Genomic DNA, 16,354 nt, shown 5'->3' on the forward strand with positions numbered 1-16,354 from the left:
GCAGGGTTAAAGTCGACGGTGCTCCGGCCGCTATACTGACGCGTGCCGGAACTACTATACGCAGCGGGGCGGCATTATACATGGCGCACCACTGTCCCCGCAGTCAGCATTTTCGACAGGGTGTTAATCTGTGGCAGGCAAATCAGCCGTAGGCTGTACTCGTGAAGCAGTACGCCATCAGATACGTGAGAGCCCATGAGCGAAATCAGCAGCCCACGCCCACTACCCCCTTCCGTGCCGGTGATTCGCAACACTGCGACGGCGGCAGACATGGCCGTGCGCCTGCTGCAACCACTGGAAGGCATGCTGGCGGCCGGCGAAAGCGCCAAGGCCGAAGTCGTGGCGATTCGCGAGCAGGCGCAAAGCTTCCAGCTGCTGCTCAAACTGACCCTCGCCGGTGGCAAACAGGCGACTCTGCAAGCCGAAAGCCCCAGGCCACTGGCCCAGGGCAGCGCGCTGGTGGTCACCGCCCTTTCGGACACTCGCCTGGCGCTGGCCTTGCAGGCTGGCGGCGACAAGCCGCTGACCAGCCTCGACCTGCAGCAACTGCCACCCGGTACGCTGGTGCAGGGCAAGGTCGTCAGCAACGCCCCGCTGCCGACACAGAATGCGCAGACGATCTATCGCCTGGTGGTCAACCTGCTCAACACTCCGCTAGCGGGCAACAAGCTGGCCATCGACAGCCCCTTGAATCTGCCGCTCGGCAGCTTGCTCAGCGCGCAGGTACAAGGCAGCCAGAGTCTTGCCTTTCTGCCACTCAGCGGCCGCCTCGATCAGTTGGTGCTGGACCAGCAACTGGCCGCCCAGCAGAATCGCCAGGCGTCGCTGGAGGGCTTGTTCAAGGGCCTGCAGAATCTGAGCGGCGGCGATGAAGCGCTGCGCGGCAGTATCGACAAGCTGCTTGCCGGCCTCCCCGACAGCACTCAGCTGAGTACCGCCAAAGGCCTGGCACAGGCACTCGAAGGCAGTGGTGTGCTGCTCGAAGCCAAACTGCTGCAGGGCCAGACCGGCTCATTGCCGCAGGACCTGAAGGCCAACCTGCTGCGCCTGATCGCCCAACTGATGCCGCAGTTGCCAGGAGTCTCCGGCCCCCTTGCCGGCCTGCAGAACGCCCTGAACCAGAACCTGCCCAACCTGGCTCGGCAACTGCTCGGCGCAGGCGCTACCGGAACGGCACGCCAACAGGCGCTGACCTTTCCCCTGCCCTCGCGCTTGCTACAGAACATGGATGGCGAAGCCGACCTGGAAACCCTGCTGAAGCTCGCCGCTGCGGCCGTCTCACGTCTGCAGACTCACCAGCTATCGAGCCTGGCGCAAACCCAGGTGGATGCCAACGGTAACCTGCTGACCACCTGGCAGCTGGAGTTGCCCATGCGCCACCAGCAGGAAGTGATCCCACTGCAGATCAAACTGCAGCGCGAAGACAGTGGCAAGGCGGAGAAAGCGGAGCAGAAGGAAACGCTCTGGCGCGTGGAGCTGGCCTTTGACCTCGATCATCTTGGCCCGCTGCAGGTTCGCGCCCAATTACTGCGCGGCAGCCTCTCCAGCCAACTGTGGGCCGAACGCGCCGATACCGCATCGCTGATCACCGCCGAACTGGGCAACCTGCGTGAGCGACTGCTAGCCGCAGGCCTGGAAGTCGGCGAACTGGCCTGCAGCCAGGGCATGCCACCGCAAGGACCGAAAACCTCGCTGGAACAACGCTGGGTGGACGAAACCGCATGAGCCGCAAGCCGCAGTCCGAAGCACGCCAAGCCATCGCCCTCAAATATGACGGGCAAAACGCACCGATACTCAGCGCCAAGGGTGATGACGAACTGGCCGAAGCCATCCTCGCCATCGCTCGCGAATACGAAGTACCGATTTATGAAAATGCCGAGTTGGTGCGTCTGCTGGCGCGCCTGGAACTGGGCGATGCCATTCCGGAAGCGCTGTATCGCTGCATTGCCGAGATCATCGCCTTCGCCTGGCACCTGCAAGGCAAGACACCGGAGGGTTTCACACCGGCACAGGAAAGCGAGCGCGACGTCACCCCGCCGCTGCCGCGCCTGAGTGGGCCGACTGCCGATTAACGGGAAACCGCCAGAACGCCTTGAGTGACCGGCAGAAAACTTCGCGGCCGCAGCGCTTAGGCTTTCTTGGGTCGATGCAGCCGGCTGATCAGCTCGGCCTCAGCCGTGCTGAGACCGCAGGACTGGGTGAGATCGTCGACGCTGGCGCCCATGCCAACCAGGCGAGCGGCCTGGGTGAAGGACAGACTGTTGGGATCGCGCTGCTCGATCTGGCTGACCTTGTCCGGCAGCGGCGCCACCACACGGCGCAGCTCATGCAGCTCTTCGCCCATGCGAATGCTGCCGGTCAGGTAGGCGTCGAGACGCTTACTCAGTTCCCTGATCCGCGCATCGCGCACGGCGTCACGCTTGGCCTGTTCGTCCAGCAGGCGTTGCTGGTTGCGGTACAGGCCTTTGCAGACGATGCCCAGGGCCACGCATAGCAGCGCCACGAAGGCCAGGGCCGCGGCAAGCATGGCGAATTCGGACATGGCTCAGATGCTCTCCAGCTCCGACCACTCTTCCTCGGACATCATCTTGTCCAGTTCGACCAGAATCAGCAGTTCGCCGTTCTTGTTGCACACGCCCTGAATGAACTTGGCCGACTCGTCGTTGCCGACGTTCGGTGCAGTCTCGATCTCGGACTGACGCAGGTAGACCACTTCGGCAACGCTATCGACCAGGATGCCGACCACTTGCTTGTCCGCTTCGATGATGACGATACGGGTGTTGTCGGTGACCGGCGCCGAACCCAGGCCGAAACGCTGGCGGGTATCGATCACGGTGACCACATTACCGCGCAGGTTGATGATGCCCAGCACGTAGCTCGGCGCACCCGGTACCGGAGCGATCTCGGTGTAACGCAGGACTTCCTGCACCTGCATCACGTTGATGCCATAGGTCTCGTTGTCCAGGCGAAAGGTCACCCACTGCAGAATCGGATCTTCGGCACCTTGTGCAGAACTTTTCTTCATGTCCCTAGCCTCGTCAAAAACCGCTCAGTGCGGCATGCGCGGGTCGACCCGCTTGTCATCAACTATAGAGCCCGTTGGCACAGGCCCACCAATTCTCAATGCAGTTTTCCGCCATTCAGGCGCTTCGCCCCACCGCTGGCGATCAGTTCGGCCAATGCCGCCACGTCGAGCAACGCGCACATGTGCTCGATCACCGTACCGGCCAACCAGGGACGCTGGGTACGCTGGCTGCGCCACTTGACCTCGCTGGGGTCCAGGCGAATCGAACGGCTAACCTGGTGTACCGACAGCCCCCACTCATAGCCCTGCACCGAAATCACGTATTGCAGGCCTTCGCGGAAGTCCTCTCGGTAACGGTCCGGCATCACCCAACGGGCGGTATCCAGTACCTTCAGGTTACCGGCCTGGCTCGGCAGGATGCCGAGGAACCAGTCCGGCTGACCAAACAGCGGCGTCAGTTCCTGGCCTTCGAGCGGATAGATCGAGCCCAGGCAAATCAGCGGCACGGCCAGGGTCAACCCGGCAACGTCGAACAGCAGGCATTCGAACGGCTCCTCGGCCCAGGCAGGACGACCATCGGCCAGGAGCGCAGCCGGCTGCGGCGCCAGCTCGGCAGCGGGAGCAACTACTGGCGGCGCCTCATCGATGACCGGAGCCTGTATCGGCGCGAGTAATTCAACCGGCGCAACGTCCGCCTGCACCTGCGGCTCGATCACACTAGCGAGTACTACCGGCTCGACCAACCGCGCATCGCGCACTTGCTCCTCGAGCACTGCAGCCTCGAACTCGTCGAGGCTGACGGACATCTCCAGTTCGGCGGCAGCTTCCTGCAGCAGCCCATCGAGGTAGGACTGCAGAGCCAGCTGGGAACGCGTAGCGGTAGCGAGGTTACGACTCATGACTGGAACCCGGAATAAGATCTTGACAGCCTATCGGCCGCGGCATGCTCCGACTTGAGTGTCGCAGTTCAACACAGACGCTCATTTCAAGCCACCTGCGCCGCCGGCTGATGACTCAACAGATGCTTGAGCAGCGCACGATAGGCGATCACACCACGGCTGCCGGCATCGAACTGCGAGGGCGTGCGCCCTGCCCGGCTGGCATCACGCAAGCGCGTGTCGACCGGAATGTAAGCCGGCCACAGGTGCTCAGGGTAAGTATTGCGCAGTACCCGCAGCGTGCTCATGGACGCCTGGGTGCGGCGGTCGAACAGCGTCGGCACGATGGTGTAAGGCAAGGCCTGCTTGCGCGAACGATTGATCATCGCCAGCGTGGTGATCATGCGCTCCAGACCTTTCACTGCGAGGAACTCGGTCTGCACCGGAATCACCAGTTGCTGGCTGGCTGCCAGGGCATTGACCATCAGCACGCCGAGCAAGGGCGGGCTGTCGATGATGGCGTGATCGAAATCTTCCCACAGTTGCGCCAGGCTCTTGGCGATCACCAGCCCCAGGCCATTCTGCCCTGGCGACTGGCGCTCGAGCGTGGCCAGCGCGGTGCTCGACGGCAACAGGGCGATATTCTCGTGACTGGTGCTGTGCAGCAGTTGCTTGGGCAAGCCCTGCGGCACGTTGCCCTGGTGCAGGAACAGATCGAAGCAACTGTGCTCCAGCGCATCGGGATCATGACCGAAGTAACTGGTCATCGACCCATGCGGATCGAGATCGACCACGACCACACGCTTGCCGGCATCGGCCAGCAGGCCTGCCAGGGCGATGGAGGTGGTGGTCTTGCCGACCCCGCCCTTCTGATTGGCTACTGCCCAAACTTTCATTTTCTCTCATCCTCCCGGCAAGAGGCGCTCAGGCCGAGAATGGCTGTCGCACGCACACAGCAGGCGACTGGGATTTGACGGCTCACGACTGTGGAACCCCCGACGCAGACGCTGGTGCAGGTTGCGTGCCAGCCTCTGACTGCTGGGTCGCGGCACTGCCAGCGCCACGTCGCGTGTCGAGGTTGCGCGAAATCACCAGCACGACGCGGCGATTACGTCCCCTGCCCTCGGCGGTGGCATTGTCCGCCACCGGCTGGAATTCACCGTAACCGACAGCCGCCAGACGTGAAGGGTCGACGCCATCCATGGCCAGCATACGCACGATGCTCGCCGCACGCGCCGAAGACAACTCCCAGTTGGTCGGGTATTGGGCGGTCTGGATCGGCAGGTTGTCGGTGAATCCTTCCACCTTAACCGGGTTCTGATAGGGCGCCAGAATCTTGGCGACCTTCTCGATGATGTCGAACGCCTGATTGTTCGGAATGGCATCACCACTGGGAAACAACAGACTGGAGCTGAGCTCGATTTCGATCCACATCTCGTTGCCGCGCACGGTCAACTGCTCACTCTGGATCAGCTCGCCAAATGCCTCGCGCACGCTGGAGGCAATGTTCTGCAGGGTCGAATCCGAGCTGGGGTCGTCCATCGAGGTGTTATCAGGCTCGCTGGTGCGCGGCCGCTCCTCGCCGACTGGAATCGGCTTGATCGAGCGATCAGGCTGGTTGAACACGCCTGTCAGTGACTCCGAGAGGATCTTGTACTTGCCTTCGTTGATCGAGGAAATCGAGTACATCACCACGAAAAAGGCGAACAGCAAGGTGATGAAGTCGGCATAGGAGACCAACCAACGCTCGTGATTCTCGTGCTCTTCATGATGCCGCCTGCGCGCCATGCCATACCTCCATCAGTCCATGAAGCCTTGCAGCTTCAGTTCGATGGAGCGCGGGTTCTCACCCTCGGCGATGGACAGGATGCCTTCGAGGAGCATCTCGCGATAACGCGACTGGCGCAGCGCGATGGACTTGAGCTTGTTACCCATCGGTATCAGCAGCAGGTTGGCAAAACCGACACCGTAGATGGTGGCAACGAACGCCACGGCAATGCCACTGCCGAGCATGCTGGGATCAGCCAGGTTGCCCATCACATGGATAAGGCCCATTACCGCGCCGATGATGCCAATGGTCGGTGCATAGCCGCCCATGCTCTCGAACACCTTTGCAGCCTGGATATCACGCGCCTCCTGAGTGTAGAGATCGACCTCGAGAATGCTGCGAATGGATTCCGGCTCGGCGCCATCGACCAGCAACTGCAGGCCTTTGCGCGCATAGGGATCAGGCTCGGCATCGGCCACCGCCTCGAGGCCAAGCAGGCCTTCCTTGCGCGCCACCATGCTCCAGCCGGTCACACGATTGATGCCACCGACCAGATCGATACGAGGCGGGAAGAAGATCCAGCGCATGATGCTCATGGCACGCTTGAACACCTGCACCGGCGCCTGCAGAAAAGCCGCGCCCAGCGTGCCACCGATGACGATCAGTGCCGCAGGACCGTTGAGCAACGCTCCGGCGTTGCCCCCTTCCAGGTAATTGCCACCCAGAATGGCGACGAACGCCAGGATGACGCCGATTAGGCTCAGTACATCCATGCGCGGTTTCCACACTTAGCCTGGGTCACTGGCAAGCCTCGGTCAGGTGCCGGCCGATGTCATCCAGGCCATAGACGGCATCCGCCAGGTTGGCCTTGACCACGGCCATGGGCATGCCATAGATCACGCAACTGGCCTCGTCCTGCGCCCACACCTGACTACCGCCCTGCTTGAGCAGGCGCGCACCCTCGCGGCCGTCGGCGCCCATGCCGGTCAGCACCACCGCCAGCACCTTGTCGCCATAGGACTTGGCGGCCGAGCCGAAGGTGATATCGACGCAGGGTTTGTAGTTGAGGCGCTCGTCACCCGGCAGGATTTTTATCGCGCCACGCGCATCGACCATCATCTGCTTGCCACCAGGCGCCAGCAGCGCCACGCCAGGGCGCAGAATATCGCCGTCCTCAGCCTCCTTGACCTGAATGCGACACAGCTTGTCCAGACGCTCGGCGAAGGCCTTGGTGAAGGCCGCGGGCATGTGCTGGATCAGCACCAGCGGTGCCGGGAAGTTGGCTGGCAATTGGGTCAACACACGTTGCAGCGCCACCGGGCCACCAGTAGAGGTGCCAATGGCCACCAGTTTGTAAGCCTTGCGCTTGGGCGCTGATGACGAAGGCGCTGCGCCAGCAGGCGATGCTGCGGGACGCGCAGGAGCAGCGGTAGCCGGCACAGCAGGCCGCGTTGAAACGGCCGGACGACTAATCGGCGCCGCACTCGGACTCGCCGCAGTCGGCGCCGGAGCCACCGCAGCCGAGCTGAAACGACGGTTGCTGCGAGCAATGCTATGCACCTTCTCACAGAGCATCTGCTTGACCTTTTCAGGGTTGCGCGAGATGTCTTCGAAGTTCTTCGGCAGAAAATCCACCGCACCGGCGTCCAACGCATCGAGCGTCACGCGGGCCCCTTCGTGGGTCAGCGAAGAGAACATCAATACTGGCGTCGGGCAGCGCTGCATGATGTTTCGAACCGCAGTGATGCCGTCCATCATCGGCATCTCGTAATCCATGGTGATCACGTCGGGCTTGAGCGCCAACGCCTGATCGATGGCTTCCCGCCCATTGGTGGCCGTGCCCACAACCTGAATACTGGGGTCAGCAGACAGAATTTCTGAAACGCGCCGGCGGAAGAAACCGGAGTCGTCCACCACCAGAACCTTAACAGCCATACACACTCCTAGACGGCGCGAAGCCATGACCCGCGCCGCGAAACATCAGAAACGTCGAGCGTAGCGCTTGAGCATGCTCGGTACGTCGAGAATCAACGCGATGCGTCCATCGCCAGTGATCGTGGCGCCGGACATCCCGGGCGTGCCTTGCAGCATCTTGCCCAGCGGTTTGATTACCACTTCCTCCTGCCCGACCAATTGATCGACGACAAAGCCGATGCGCTGGCTACCGACGGTGAGGATCACCACATGGCCCTCGCGCTGACCTTCGTGGAAGGCCTGCGGCACCAGCCAACGTTTGAGATAGAACAGCGGCAGCGCCTTGTCGCGCACGATCACCACTTCCTGGCCATCAACCACATTGGTGCGCGACAGGTCGAGGTGGAAGATCTCGTTGACGTTGACCAGCGGGAAGGCGAAGGCCTGGTTCTCCAGCATCACCATCAGGGTCGGCATGATCGCCAGGGTCAGCGGCACCTTGATGATGATCTTCGAGCCCTGCCCCTTCTGTGAGAACACGTTGACCGTGCCATTGAGCTGGGAAATCTTGGTCTTCACCACGTCCATGCCCACACCGCGGCCGGACACATCGGAGATCTCGGTCTTGGTCGAGAAGCCCGGGGCGAAGATCAGGTTGTAGCATTCGAACTCATTGAGCCGATCAGCCGCGTCCTTGTCCAGCAGGCCTTTCTCCACAGCCTTGGCACGCAGCACATCAGCGTCCATACCCTTGCCGTCATCGGTGATCGACAACAGGATGTGGTCACCCTCCTGCTCGGCGGACAGCACCACGCGGCCAGCGCGTGCCTTGCCGGCTTTCTCGCGCTCTTCCGGGGTTTCCACGCCGTGGTCGACGGCGTTGCGCACCAAGTGCACCAGCGGGTCGGCCAGCGCCTCAACCAGGTTCTTGTCGAGGTCGGTTTCCTCGCCCACCAGTTCGAGGTTGATCTCTTTTTTCAGATTGCGCGCCAGATCGCGGACCAGGCGCGGGAAGCGGCCGAAGACCTTCTTGATCGGCTGCATGCGGGTCTTCATCACCGAGGTCTGCAGATCCGCGGTGACCACGTCGAGGTTCGACACCGCCTTGGACATGGCCTCGTCGCCGCTGTTGAGGCCCAGACGCACCAGACGGTTACGTACCAGCACCAGCTCGCCGACCATGTTCATGATCTCGTCGAGGCGTGCGGTATCGACCCGTACGGTGGTTTCGGCTTCGCTGGCAGGGGCCTTCTCCGCCGCTGCCGGGGTTGGGGCCGGCACCGCGGCACGCGGTGCGGCAGGTTCAGCCTTGGCCGCAGCTGGCTTGGCTGCTGGTGCCGCGGCCTTGGGCGCGGCAGCCGGTTTCTCAGCGACTACAGGTGCAGGCTCGCTGGGCGGGACGAACTTGCCCTTGCCGTGCAACTGATCGAGCAAGGACTCGAACTCGTCATCGGTAATCTCGTCGCCAGCCGGGGCTGGCGCAGCGGCAGCGACTGGCGCAGCGGCTTCGGTCGTCGCAGAGAACTGACCTTTGCCATGCAGTTGATCAAGCAGTGCTTCGAATTCGTCGTCGGTAATGTCATCGCCTGCCGCTGCACCAGCAGGCGCAGAAGCGACTACCGTGGAGGCAGGCGCCTCGACAGCGCCGGCAAACTGTCCCTTGCCGTGCAATTGATCGAGCAGCGACTCGAACTCGTCATCGGTGATCTCATCGCTGGCACTGACTTCGGCGCTCGGAGCTGCAGCCGGCGCGTCACCCAGCGCATCGAGCAGTTGCTCGAATTCGCTGTCAGTGATGTCGCCCGCGGAGACCGACGGCGCAGCTGGCTGAGGCTCTGGTGCGGGTTCTGGTTCGGCCTGCTGCACCGGCGCAGGAGCCGCTTCGGCGCCGCCCGGTTCGGCCAGGCGTGACAGTGCCGCCAGAAGCTCAGGCGACGCGGGTGTCGGCTCGCGGCGCTCACGCACCTCGCCGAACATGCCGTTTACTGCATCAAGAGCCTCGAGCACCACATCCATCAGCTCCGAATCGACGCGACGCTCACCCTTGCGCAGGATGTCGAAGACGTTTTCGGCGATATGGCAGCACTCCACCAGCTCGTTGAGCTGGAGGAAACCCGCTCCGCCCTTGACGGTATGAAAACCGCGGAAGATGGCGTTGAGCAGGTTCATGTCGTCCGGTCGGCTTTCCAGCTCGACTAACTGTTCGGACAACTGTTCGAGAATCTCGCCGGCCTCTACCAGGAAATCCTGGAGGATCTCTTCATCGGCGCCGAAGCTCATATTGTGTGCTCCTTAGAACCCTAGGCTGGACAGCAGGTCGTCGACATCGTCTTGGTTGGAGGCAACGTCATCACGCTTATCGGCATGAATCTGCGGACCTTCACCCCGCGATGGCTCTTTTGATTTTTCTTGTTCGCTACGCAGCTCTTCGTGGTCGTGCCGGATACCCGCAAAACGGTCGACCTGGCTGGCCATGAGCATCAATTTCAGCAGATTGCTTTCCACTTCGGTCACCAGCTGGGTGACACGCTTGATCACCTGACCGGTAAGGTCCTGATAGTCCTGCGCCAGCAGAATGTCATTGAGGTGACCGGAAAGTTTGGCGCCATCTCGCTCGCTACGGGCGAGGAACAGCTCGACCCGCTTGGCCAGTTCACGGAAGCCGTCGGCACCGATCTCGCGGCGCATGAAGCGGCCCCATTCGACGCTCAGGCTCTGCGCTTCATCGCTCAGATCATTGACCAGCGGCGCGCTCTGCTCGACCAGATCCATGGTCCGGTTGGCGGCCTTCTCGGTCATGGTCACGACGTAGTTCAGACGCTCGGTAGCGTCGGCGATCTGCGACAGCTCCTGGGCATGCGGCATACGCGGATCGAGTTGAAAATTGACAATGGCGTTGTGCAGTTCACGGGTCAGTTTGCCGACCTCGTGATACAGCCCGCGATCACGGACCTTGTTGAGCTCGTTGATCAGTTGCACCGCAGCGCCGAAGTTGCCTTGTTCAAGGCTATCGACCAGATCGCGGGCGTTGTTTTTCAGGGTCGACTCGAGGTCACCCAGCGTGGAGTCATCGTGTTCCATAGCACCCTCGCGGCTGGCATCAGCCGTTGACTCGCTCGAAGATCTTCTCGATCTTTTCCTTCAGCACCTGAGCGGTGAAGGGTTTGACCACGTAACCATTCACACCGGCCTGAGCCGCCTCGATGATCTGATCGCGTTTGGCTTCAGCAGTCACCATCAGCACCGGCAGGTGCTTGAGACGCTCGTCGGCACGCACGGCACGTAGCAGGTCGATGCCAGTCATTCCGGGCATGTTCCAGTCGGTCACCAGAAAGTCGAAGCTGCCGCTTTGCAGCATCGGCAGCGCCGAGGTGCCGTCATCGGCTTCTGCGGTATTGGTGAAACCCAAGTCCCGCAAGAGGTTCTTGATGATCCGTCGCATCGTCGAGAAATCGTCAACGATGAGGATTTTCATGTTCTTGTCCAAGTCGACCTCCGTACAGTCCCAAACGTATTGCGCTTGCAACTACGTCCTTTAATCGTGAAACCGTTTGCGCCTGCGAGCACGCCGCCTTCAGCCAGCGCGCCATTCACTCAGCCGCGAGCGCAAACGCGCCGCGCACTGGCTGTGCAACTGGCTCACGCGTGACTCGCTAACCCCCAGCACTTCACCGATTTCCTTCAAGTTCAGTTCTTCATCGTAATACAGCGCCAGCACCAGACGTTCACGCTCCGGCAAACCGGCGATGGCATCGGCCAAAGCCGCCTGGAAGCGTTCGTCTTCGAGGTCCCGCGAAGGTTCGAGGTGGTTGTGCCCGGCGTCTTCGTGCAACCCGCCGTGCTCGCCGTCCTGCAACAGGTCGTCGAAACTGAACAGGCGGCTGCCCAAAGTGTCGCCAAGAATGCCGTAGTAATCCTCCAGACTCAATTGGAGTTCGGCCGCAACCTCGTGATCTTTAGCGTCACGCCCGGTTCTTGCCTCAACCACACGAATGGCGTCGCTGACCATGCGGCTGTTGCGGTGCACCGAACGCGGCGCCCAATCGCCCTTGCGCACCTCATCGAGCATGGAGCCGCGAATGCGGATACCGGCGAAGGTCTCGAAACTGGCGCCCTTGCTGGAGTCGTATTTGCGCGAGGCTTCGAGCAAACCGATCATGCCGGCCTGGATCAGATCATCGACCTGCACGCTGGCCGGTAGACGGGCCAACAGGTGGTAGGCGATGCGTTTGACCAGCGGCGCATAGCGCTCGATCAGTTGGTGCTGGGAGTCCTGCGCCTGAGCCTTGTTGTACATACGAAGTCCAGAGGCTGCTGTCATACGGCCGAGTCTGCGGTCGGTTGTTGCACCAGACGCTCGACGAAAAACTCCAGATGACCACGGGGATTGGCCGGTAACGGCCAGGTATCTACCTTCTGAGCTATCGCCTTGAACGCCAGGGCGCACTTGGAGCGAGGGAAGGCTTCATAGACAGCGCGCTGTTTCTGCACGGCCTTGCGCACACATTCGTCGTAGGGCACGGCACCGACATACTGCAGGGCGACATCGAGGAAACGATCCGTCACCTTGGTCAGCTTAGCAAAGAGATTGCGTCCTTCCTGCGGGCTGTGGGCCATATTGGCCAGCACGCGGAAGCGGCTGATGCCGTGATCGCGATTGAGCAACTTGATTAGCGCGTAGGCGTCGGTAATCGAGGTAGGCTCGTCGCAGACCACCACGAGGATCTCCTGCGCGGCACGCACGAAGCTGACCACCGCATCACCGATGCCTGCGGCGGTGTCGATCACCAGCACGTCAAGATTTTCGCTGATGTCACTGAACGCCTGGATCAAGCCGGCGTGCTGCATCGGCGTGAGGCTGACCATGCTCTGCGTACCGGACGCCGCCGGCACGATACGCACGCCGCCCGGCCCCTGCAGCAGGACGTCACGCAGATCGCATTCACCCGCGATGACATCGGCCAGGGTGCGTTTGGGCGTCAGGCCCAACAGAACGTCGACGTTGGCCAAGCCAAGGTCAGCGTCCATCAGCATCACCCGACGGCCGAGATCGGCCAGGGCCATGGACAGATTGACCGATACATTGGTCTTGCCGACGCCACCCTTGCCGCCAGTCACCGCAATCACCTGTACGGGATGCATACCCATGTTCTTTCTACACCTTGTCTAACTTCGACTTGGCCCTACAGGTCGTTGAAATAACCTGTTGAGGCCGCTCACTCCCGCACCACGTGGCGAGAGGGTGCAACATTCTCGCTGCTTCAGCCGGCCCGCTTGGCCGGGTTGTGATAGAGGCCGGCGAACATCTGCGCCATGGCATCTTCACTCGGTTCCTCGGCAGCCTGCAGGCCCACCGCCCGGCTGACCAACTGGTGACTGCGTGGCACCTGCAGATCATCCGGAATCCGCGGCCCATCCGTCACATAGGCTACCGGCAGTTGCTGGCCTATAGCCAGGCCTAAAACCTCGCCCAGGCTCGCCGCTTCGTCCAGCTTCGTCAGTATGCAGCCAGAAAGGCCACAACGCTTGTAACTATGGTAGGCCGCCTTGAGCACTTGGCTCTGACTTGTTGCGGCCAATACCAGATAATTCTTCGCCTTGATGCGTGCCGAGGCCAGACTTTCCAACTGCAGACGCAACGCCGGATCGTTACCCGGCAGGCCAGCGGTATCGACCAGCACCACGCGTTTCTTGGCCAGTGGCGCAAGCGCCTGCAACAGGGACTGGCCCGGGTCGATCTGGGTCACTGATACACCGAGGATGCGCCCCAGGGTCTTGAGTTGCTCCTGCGCGCCAATACGGAAGCTGTCCATGCTCACCAGAGCGACCTGCTGCGCGCCGTACTTAAGCACATAACGCGCAGCCAGCTTGGCCAGCGTAGTGGTCTTGCCCATGCCGGCCGGACCGACCAGGGCGATCACGCCCCCCTCTTCCAGCGGCTCGACCTTGGGCGTAGCGATCGCATGGGCCAGATGTGCCAGCAGCATACGCCAGGCCTGACGCGGTTCGGCAACGCCGGCCACCTTGCTCAGCAGCGCCTGCGACAGTTCGGCGGACAACCCCATGCGCTGCAGGCGGCGCCACAGATTGGCTTGCTGCGGACGACGATTCTGCAGCTGGCCCCAGGCAATGGAGCCCAGCTGTACTTCGATCAGCTCACGCAAGCCATGCAGCTCGAAGCGCATGGCATCCAGCGCGCGCGGATCGACCGCCGGCGTGGCAGGCGCAGCGGTCTCGACCGGGCGCTGTGGTTTGACCGGAGTCGCTGGCAGCTCGGGCGCCAGCAAGGATTCATTGGCGAATAATTGGCGGTCCTTGCCGGCATCCTGCTCGGCACGCGTGCTCAGCTCAGCCTGGGCGCTGGCGATGCGCGCCTGGGTCTTGCGCAGCTCGGCTTCCAGCGCCGGGTTCGGACGTACCGGCGTCGGCGCCTGATAATCCAGCGCAGCAGTCAGCTCGACACCACCGGCAACGCGGCGATTGCCGATGATCGAGGCGTCAGCGCCCAATTCATCACGCACCAGTTTCATGGCGGTCCGCATATCGGCGGCGAAGAAGCGTTTGACCTGCATGACCTTTTACCTCAGTTCTGGCCAACCGTAGCGACTATGGTGACCTGCTTGTTGTCCGGAATTTCCTGGTACGCCAGCACGTGCATGCTGGGTACCGCCAGCCGCGCGAAGCGCGACAACATCGCCCGGACCGGTCCGGCCACCAGCAGAATCACCGGTTTGCCGAGCATCTCCTGGCGCTGCGCCGCTTCCACCAGGGAACGCTGCAGCTTCTCGGCCATGCCCGGTTCGAGGAGGATGCCATCCTCGCCGCCTTGACCGGCCTTCTGCAGACTGTTGAGCAAGATCTGTTCCAACCTTGGCTCGAGGGTTATCACAGGCAGCTCCGGCTCTAGTCCCACGATGCCTTGCACGATGGCGCGGGCCAGCGCAACGCGTACCGCAGCGACCATCGCGGCGGGATCTTGACTCTTCGGTGCGACGTTGGCGATGGCCTCGGCGATGGTGCGGATGTCCCGCACCGGTACCTGCTCCTGCAACAGCGCCTGCAGCACCTTGAGCAGGGTCGACAGCGATACCAGTCCCGGCACCAACTCTTCGGCCAGCTTCGGCGAGCTCTTGGCCAGCAACTGCATCAGTTGCTGCACTTCCTCATGGCCCAACAGCTCATGAGCATGCTTGTGCAGGACCTGATTGAGGTGAGTGGCCACCACGGTACTGGCGTCAACCACGGTGTAGCCCAGCGACTGCGCCTGATCGCGCTGAGTGGGGTCGATCCACACGGCCTCCAGACCGAATGCCGGATCCTTGGCGGCGATGCCGTTGAGCGGACCGAACACCTGACCGGGGTTGATCGCCAACTCACGATCCGGATACACCTCGGCCTCGGCCACGCTGACACCCATCAGCGTCAGGCGATAAGCGTTGGGTGCCAGGTCGAGGTTGTCGCGGATATGCACCGAAGGCATGAGAAAACCCATTTCCTGCGACAGTTTCTTGCGCACCCCCTTGATCCGCGCGAGCAGTTGACCACCCTGGTTGCGGTCCACCAGAGGAATCAGGCGGTAGCCTACCTCCAGGCCGACCATGTCCACCGGAGTGACATCGTCCCAGCCCAGTTCCTTGACCTCCTGAGCCTTCTGCGCCGGCAGCAGCTCCTGCTGGCGCTGCACCTCCTTGACCTCTTCTTCCTTGACCTTGCGGTTCTTGTGCGCGATCCAGTAGGCGCCACCGGCCGCCACCAGACCAAGGCTGATGAAGGAAAAGTGCGGCATACCCGGCACCAGCCCCATGGCGATGAGGATCGCCGCCGCCACCGCCAGCGCCCGCGGTGACGCGAACATCTGCCGATTGACCTGCGCACCCATGTCTTCGGAGCTGGAAACACGGGTCACCATCACCGCAGCAGCAGTGGACAGCAACAGCGAAGGAATCTGCGCGACCAGGCCATCACCGATGGTCAGCAGGGTGTAGACCTTACCGGCATCGGCGAAGGCCAGGCTGTGCTGTAGCACGCCGATGGCGATACCACCGATGAGGTTGATGAACAGGATCAGCAGGCCGGCGATGGCATCGCCACGGACGAACTTGCTGGCACCGTCCATCGAACCGTAGAAGTCTGCCTCCTGGGCCACCTCGCTGCGGCGTTTCTTGGCTTCGTTCTGATCGATCAGGCCGGCATTTAGGTCGGCGTCGATAGCCATCTGCTTGCCTGGCATGGCGTCGAGGGTGAAGCGCGCGCTCACCTCGGAGATACGCCCGGCGCCCTTGGTGACCACCACGAAGTTGATGATCATGAGAATGGCGAACACCACGATACCAACCACGTAATTGCCGCCGATCACCACCTCACCGAAAGCCTGGATCACCTGGCCAGCCGCGCCATGCCCTTCGTGACCATTGAGCAGCACCACACGGGTCGAGGCCACGTTAAGCGCCAGACGCAGCAGCGTGGCGGCCAGCAGGATAGTGGGGAATACAGCGAAATCCAGCGGCCGCAGCGCGTAGATACTGACCAGCAACACGACGATGGACAGCGCGATACTGAAGGTGAACAGGGTGTCGAGCAGAAACGGCGGCACCGGCAGCATGACCATGCCGAGCATGACCAGCAGCAGCAGCGGAATGCCCAGGTTGCCATGGCGCAAACCTGCAAGGTTGCTGCGTACGTCACCGATTAACTGTGCGCGATCTACTGCCACGTCCCTACCCCAAGCCATTCAATCTTTTGACGCGAAAGTGCGTCCTAGACAGGTCA

General features: G+C 62.1%; 16 protein-coding genes. 2 read left to right on the plus strand and 14 right to left on the minus strand.

Annotated elements, in window-relative coordinates:
- Positions 1–195: 195 nt before the first annotated feature.
- Together RTH74_RS21390 and RTH74_RS21395 are read left to right on the plus strand one after the other, a co-directional pair.
- On the plus strand, positions 196–1,725 hold the full coding sequence (locus tag RTH74_RS21390) for a flagellar hook-length control protein FliK (RefSeq protein ID WP_316915982.1): 1,530 nt from the start codon (positions 196–198) through the stop codon (positions 1,723–1,725).
- Positions 1,722–2,072 (plus strand): EscU/YscU/HrcU family type III secretion system export apparatus switch protein, encoded by a 351-nt coding sequence (locus tag RTH74_RS21395; RefSeq protein ID WP_316915983.1) that lies wholly within the window; start codon positions 1,722–1,724, stop codon positions 2,070–2,072. The genes RTH74_RS21390 and RTH74_RS21395 overlap by 4 nt, the downstream gene beginning before the upstream one ends.
- A 56-nt stretch (positions 2,073–2,128) precedes the next feature.
- Here the strand turns inward: RTH74_RS21395 and RTH74_RS21400 are convergent, their stop codons facing one another.
- The 14 genes from RTH74_RS21400 to flhA all read right to left on the minus strand — a co-directional run bounded on the left by RTH74_RS21400 (position 2,129) and on the right by flhA (position 16,316).
- Entirely contained in the window at positions 2,129–2,542 is a 414-nt protein-coding gene (locus RTH74_RS21400) for a DUF2802 domain-containing protein (protein ID WP_099523112.1), read from the minus strand.
- A gap of 3 nt (positions 2,543–2,545) precedes the next feature.
- The gene (locus RTH74_RS21405; RefSeq protein WP_003243242.1) at positions 2,546–3,025 is read right to left on the minus strand and encodes a chemotaxis protein CheW; all 480 of its coding nucleotides are present in this window, start codon (positions 3,023–3,025) and stop codon (positions 2,546–2,548) included.
- A 95-nt stretch (positions 3,026–3,120) separates the two neighbouring features.
- The gene (locus tag RTH74_RS21410; RefSeq protein ID WP_179544586.1) at positions 3,121–3,924 is read right to left on the minus strand and encodes a CheW domain-containing protein; all 804 of its coding nucleotides are present in this window, start codon (positions 3,922–3,924) and stop codon (positions 3,121–3,123) included.
- Positions 3,925–4,010: 86 nt separating this feature from the next.
- Positions 4,011–4,799, minus strand: a complete 789-nt coding sequence (locus RTH74_RS21415) for a ParA family protein (protein WP_316915984.1) — start codon at positions 4,797–4,799, stop codon at positions 4,011–4,013.
- A gap of 82 nt (positions 4,800–4,881) precedes the next feature.
- Complete coding sequence (motD, locus tag RTH74_RS21420) at positions 4,882–5,691, minus strand: flagellar motor protein MotD (RefSeq protein WP_316915985.1); 810 nt, start codon at positions 5,689–5,691, stop codon at positions 4,882–4,884.
- 12 nt (positions 5,692–5,703) lie between these two features.
- Positions 5,704–6,444, minus strand: coding sequence for a flagellar motor protein (locus RTH74_RS21425; RefSeq protein ID WP_316915986.1), 741 nt, complete (start codon positions 6,442–6,444; stop codon positions 5,704–5,706).
- Positions 6,445–6,469: 25 nt separating this feature from the next.
- Positions 6,470–7,606, minus strand: coding sequence for a chemotaxis response regulator protein-glutamate methylesterase (locus RTH74_RS21430; protein WP_316915987.1), 1,137 nt, complete (start codon positions 7,604–7,606; stop codon positions 6,470–6,472).
- Between the two features lie 45 nt (positions 7,607–7,651).
- Complete coding sequence (locus RTH74_RS21435; RefSeq protein WP_099523118.1) at positions 7,652–9,865, minus strand: chemotaxis protein CheA; 2,214 nt, start codon at positions 9,863–9,865, stop codon at positions 7,652–7,654.
- A 12-nt stretch (positions 9,866–9,877) separates the two neighbouring features.
- Positions 9,878–10,666, minus strand: a complete 789-nt coding sequence (locus RTH74_RS21440) for a protein phosphatase CheZ (RefSeq protein WP_106734310.1) — start codon at positions 10,664–10,666, stop codon at positions 9,878–9,880.
- A gap of 19 nt (positions 10,667–10,685) precedes the next feature.
- On the minus strand, positions 10,686–11,060 hold the full coding sequence (locus RTH74_RS21445) for a chemotaxis response regulator CheY (protein WP_169968482.1): 375 nt from the start codon (positions 11,058–11,060) through the stop codon (positions 10,686–10,688).
- Between the two features lie 99 nt (positions 11,061–11,159).
- Complete coding sequence (fliA, locus tag RTH74_RS21450) at positions 11,160–11,906, minus strand: RNA polymerase sigma factor FliA (RefSeq protein WP_166432387.1); 747 nt, start codon at positions 11,904–11,906, stop codon at positions 11,160–11,162.
- Positions 11,903–12,733, minus strand: a complete 831-nt coding sequence (fleN, locus tag RTH74_RS21455; protein ID WP_162843938.1) for a flagellar synthesis regulator FleN — start codon at positions 12,731–12,733, stop codon at positions 11,903–11,905. The genes fliA and fleN overlap by 4 nt, the downstream gene beginning before the upstream one ends.
- 113 nt (positions 12,734–12,846) lie before the next feature.
- Positions 12,847–14,157 carry a flagellar biosynthesis protein FlhF gene (flhF, locus tag RTH74_RS21460; protein WP_106734309.1) on the minus strand — a complete coding sequence of 437 codons (1,311 nt, stop codon included), beginning with the start codon at positions 14,155–14,157 and terminating at the stop codon, positions 12,847–12,849.
- A gap of 11 nt (positions 14,158–14,168) precedes the next feature.
- The gene (gene flhA / locus RTH74_RS21465; RefSeq protein ID WP_316915988.1) at positions 14,169–16,316 is read right to left on the minus strand and encodes a flagellar biosynthesis protein FlhA; all 2,148 of its coding nucleotides are present in this window, start codon (positions 16,314–16,316) and stop codon (positions 14,169–14,171) included.
- Between the last annotated feature and the right edge of the window lie 38 nt (positions 16,317–16,354).

This window comes from Pseudomonas sp. zfem001 (assembly GCF_032621725.1).
Taxonomy (GTDB): Bacteria; Pseudomonadota; Gammaproteobacteria; order Pseudomonadales; family Pseudomonadaceae; genus Aquipseudomonas; species Aquipseudomonas sediminis.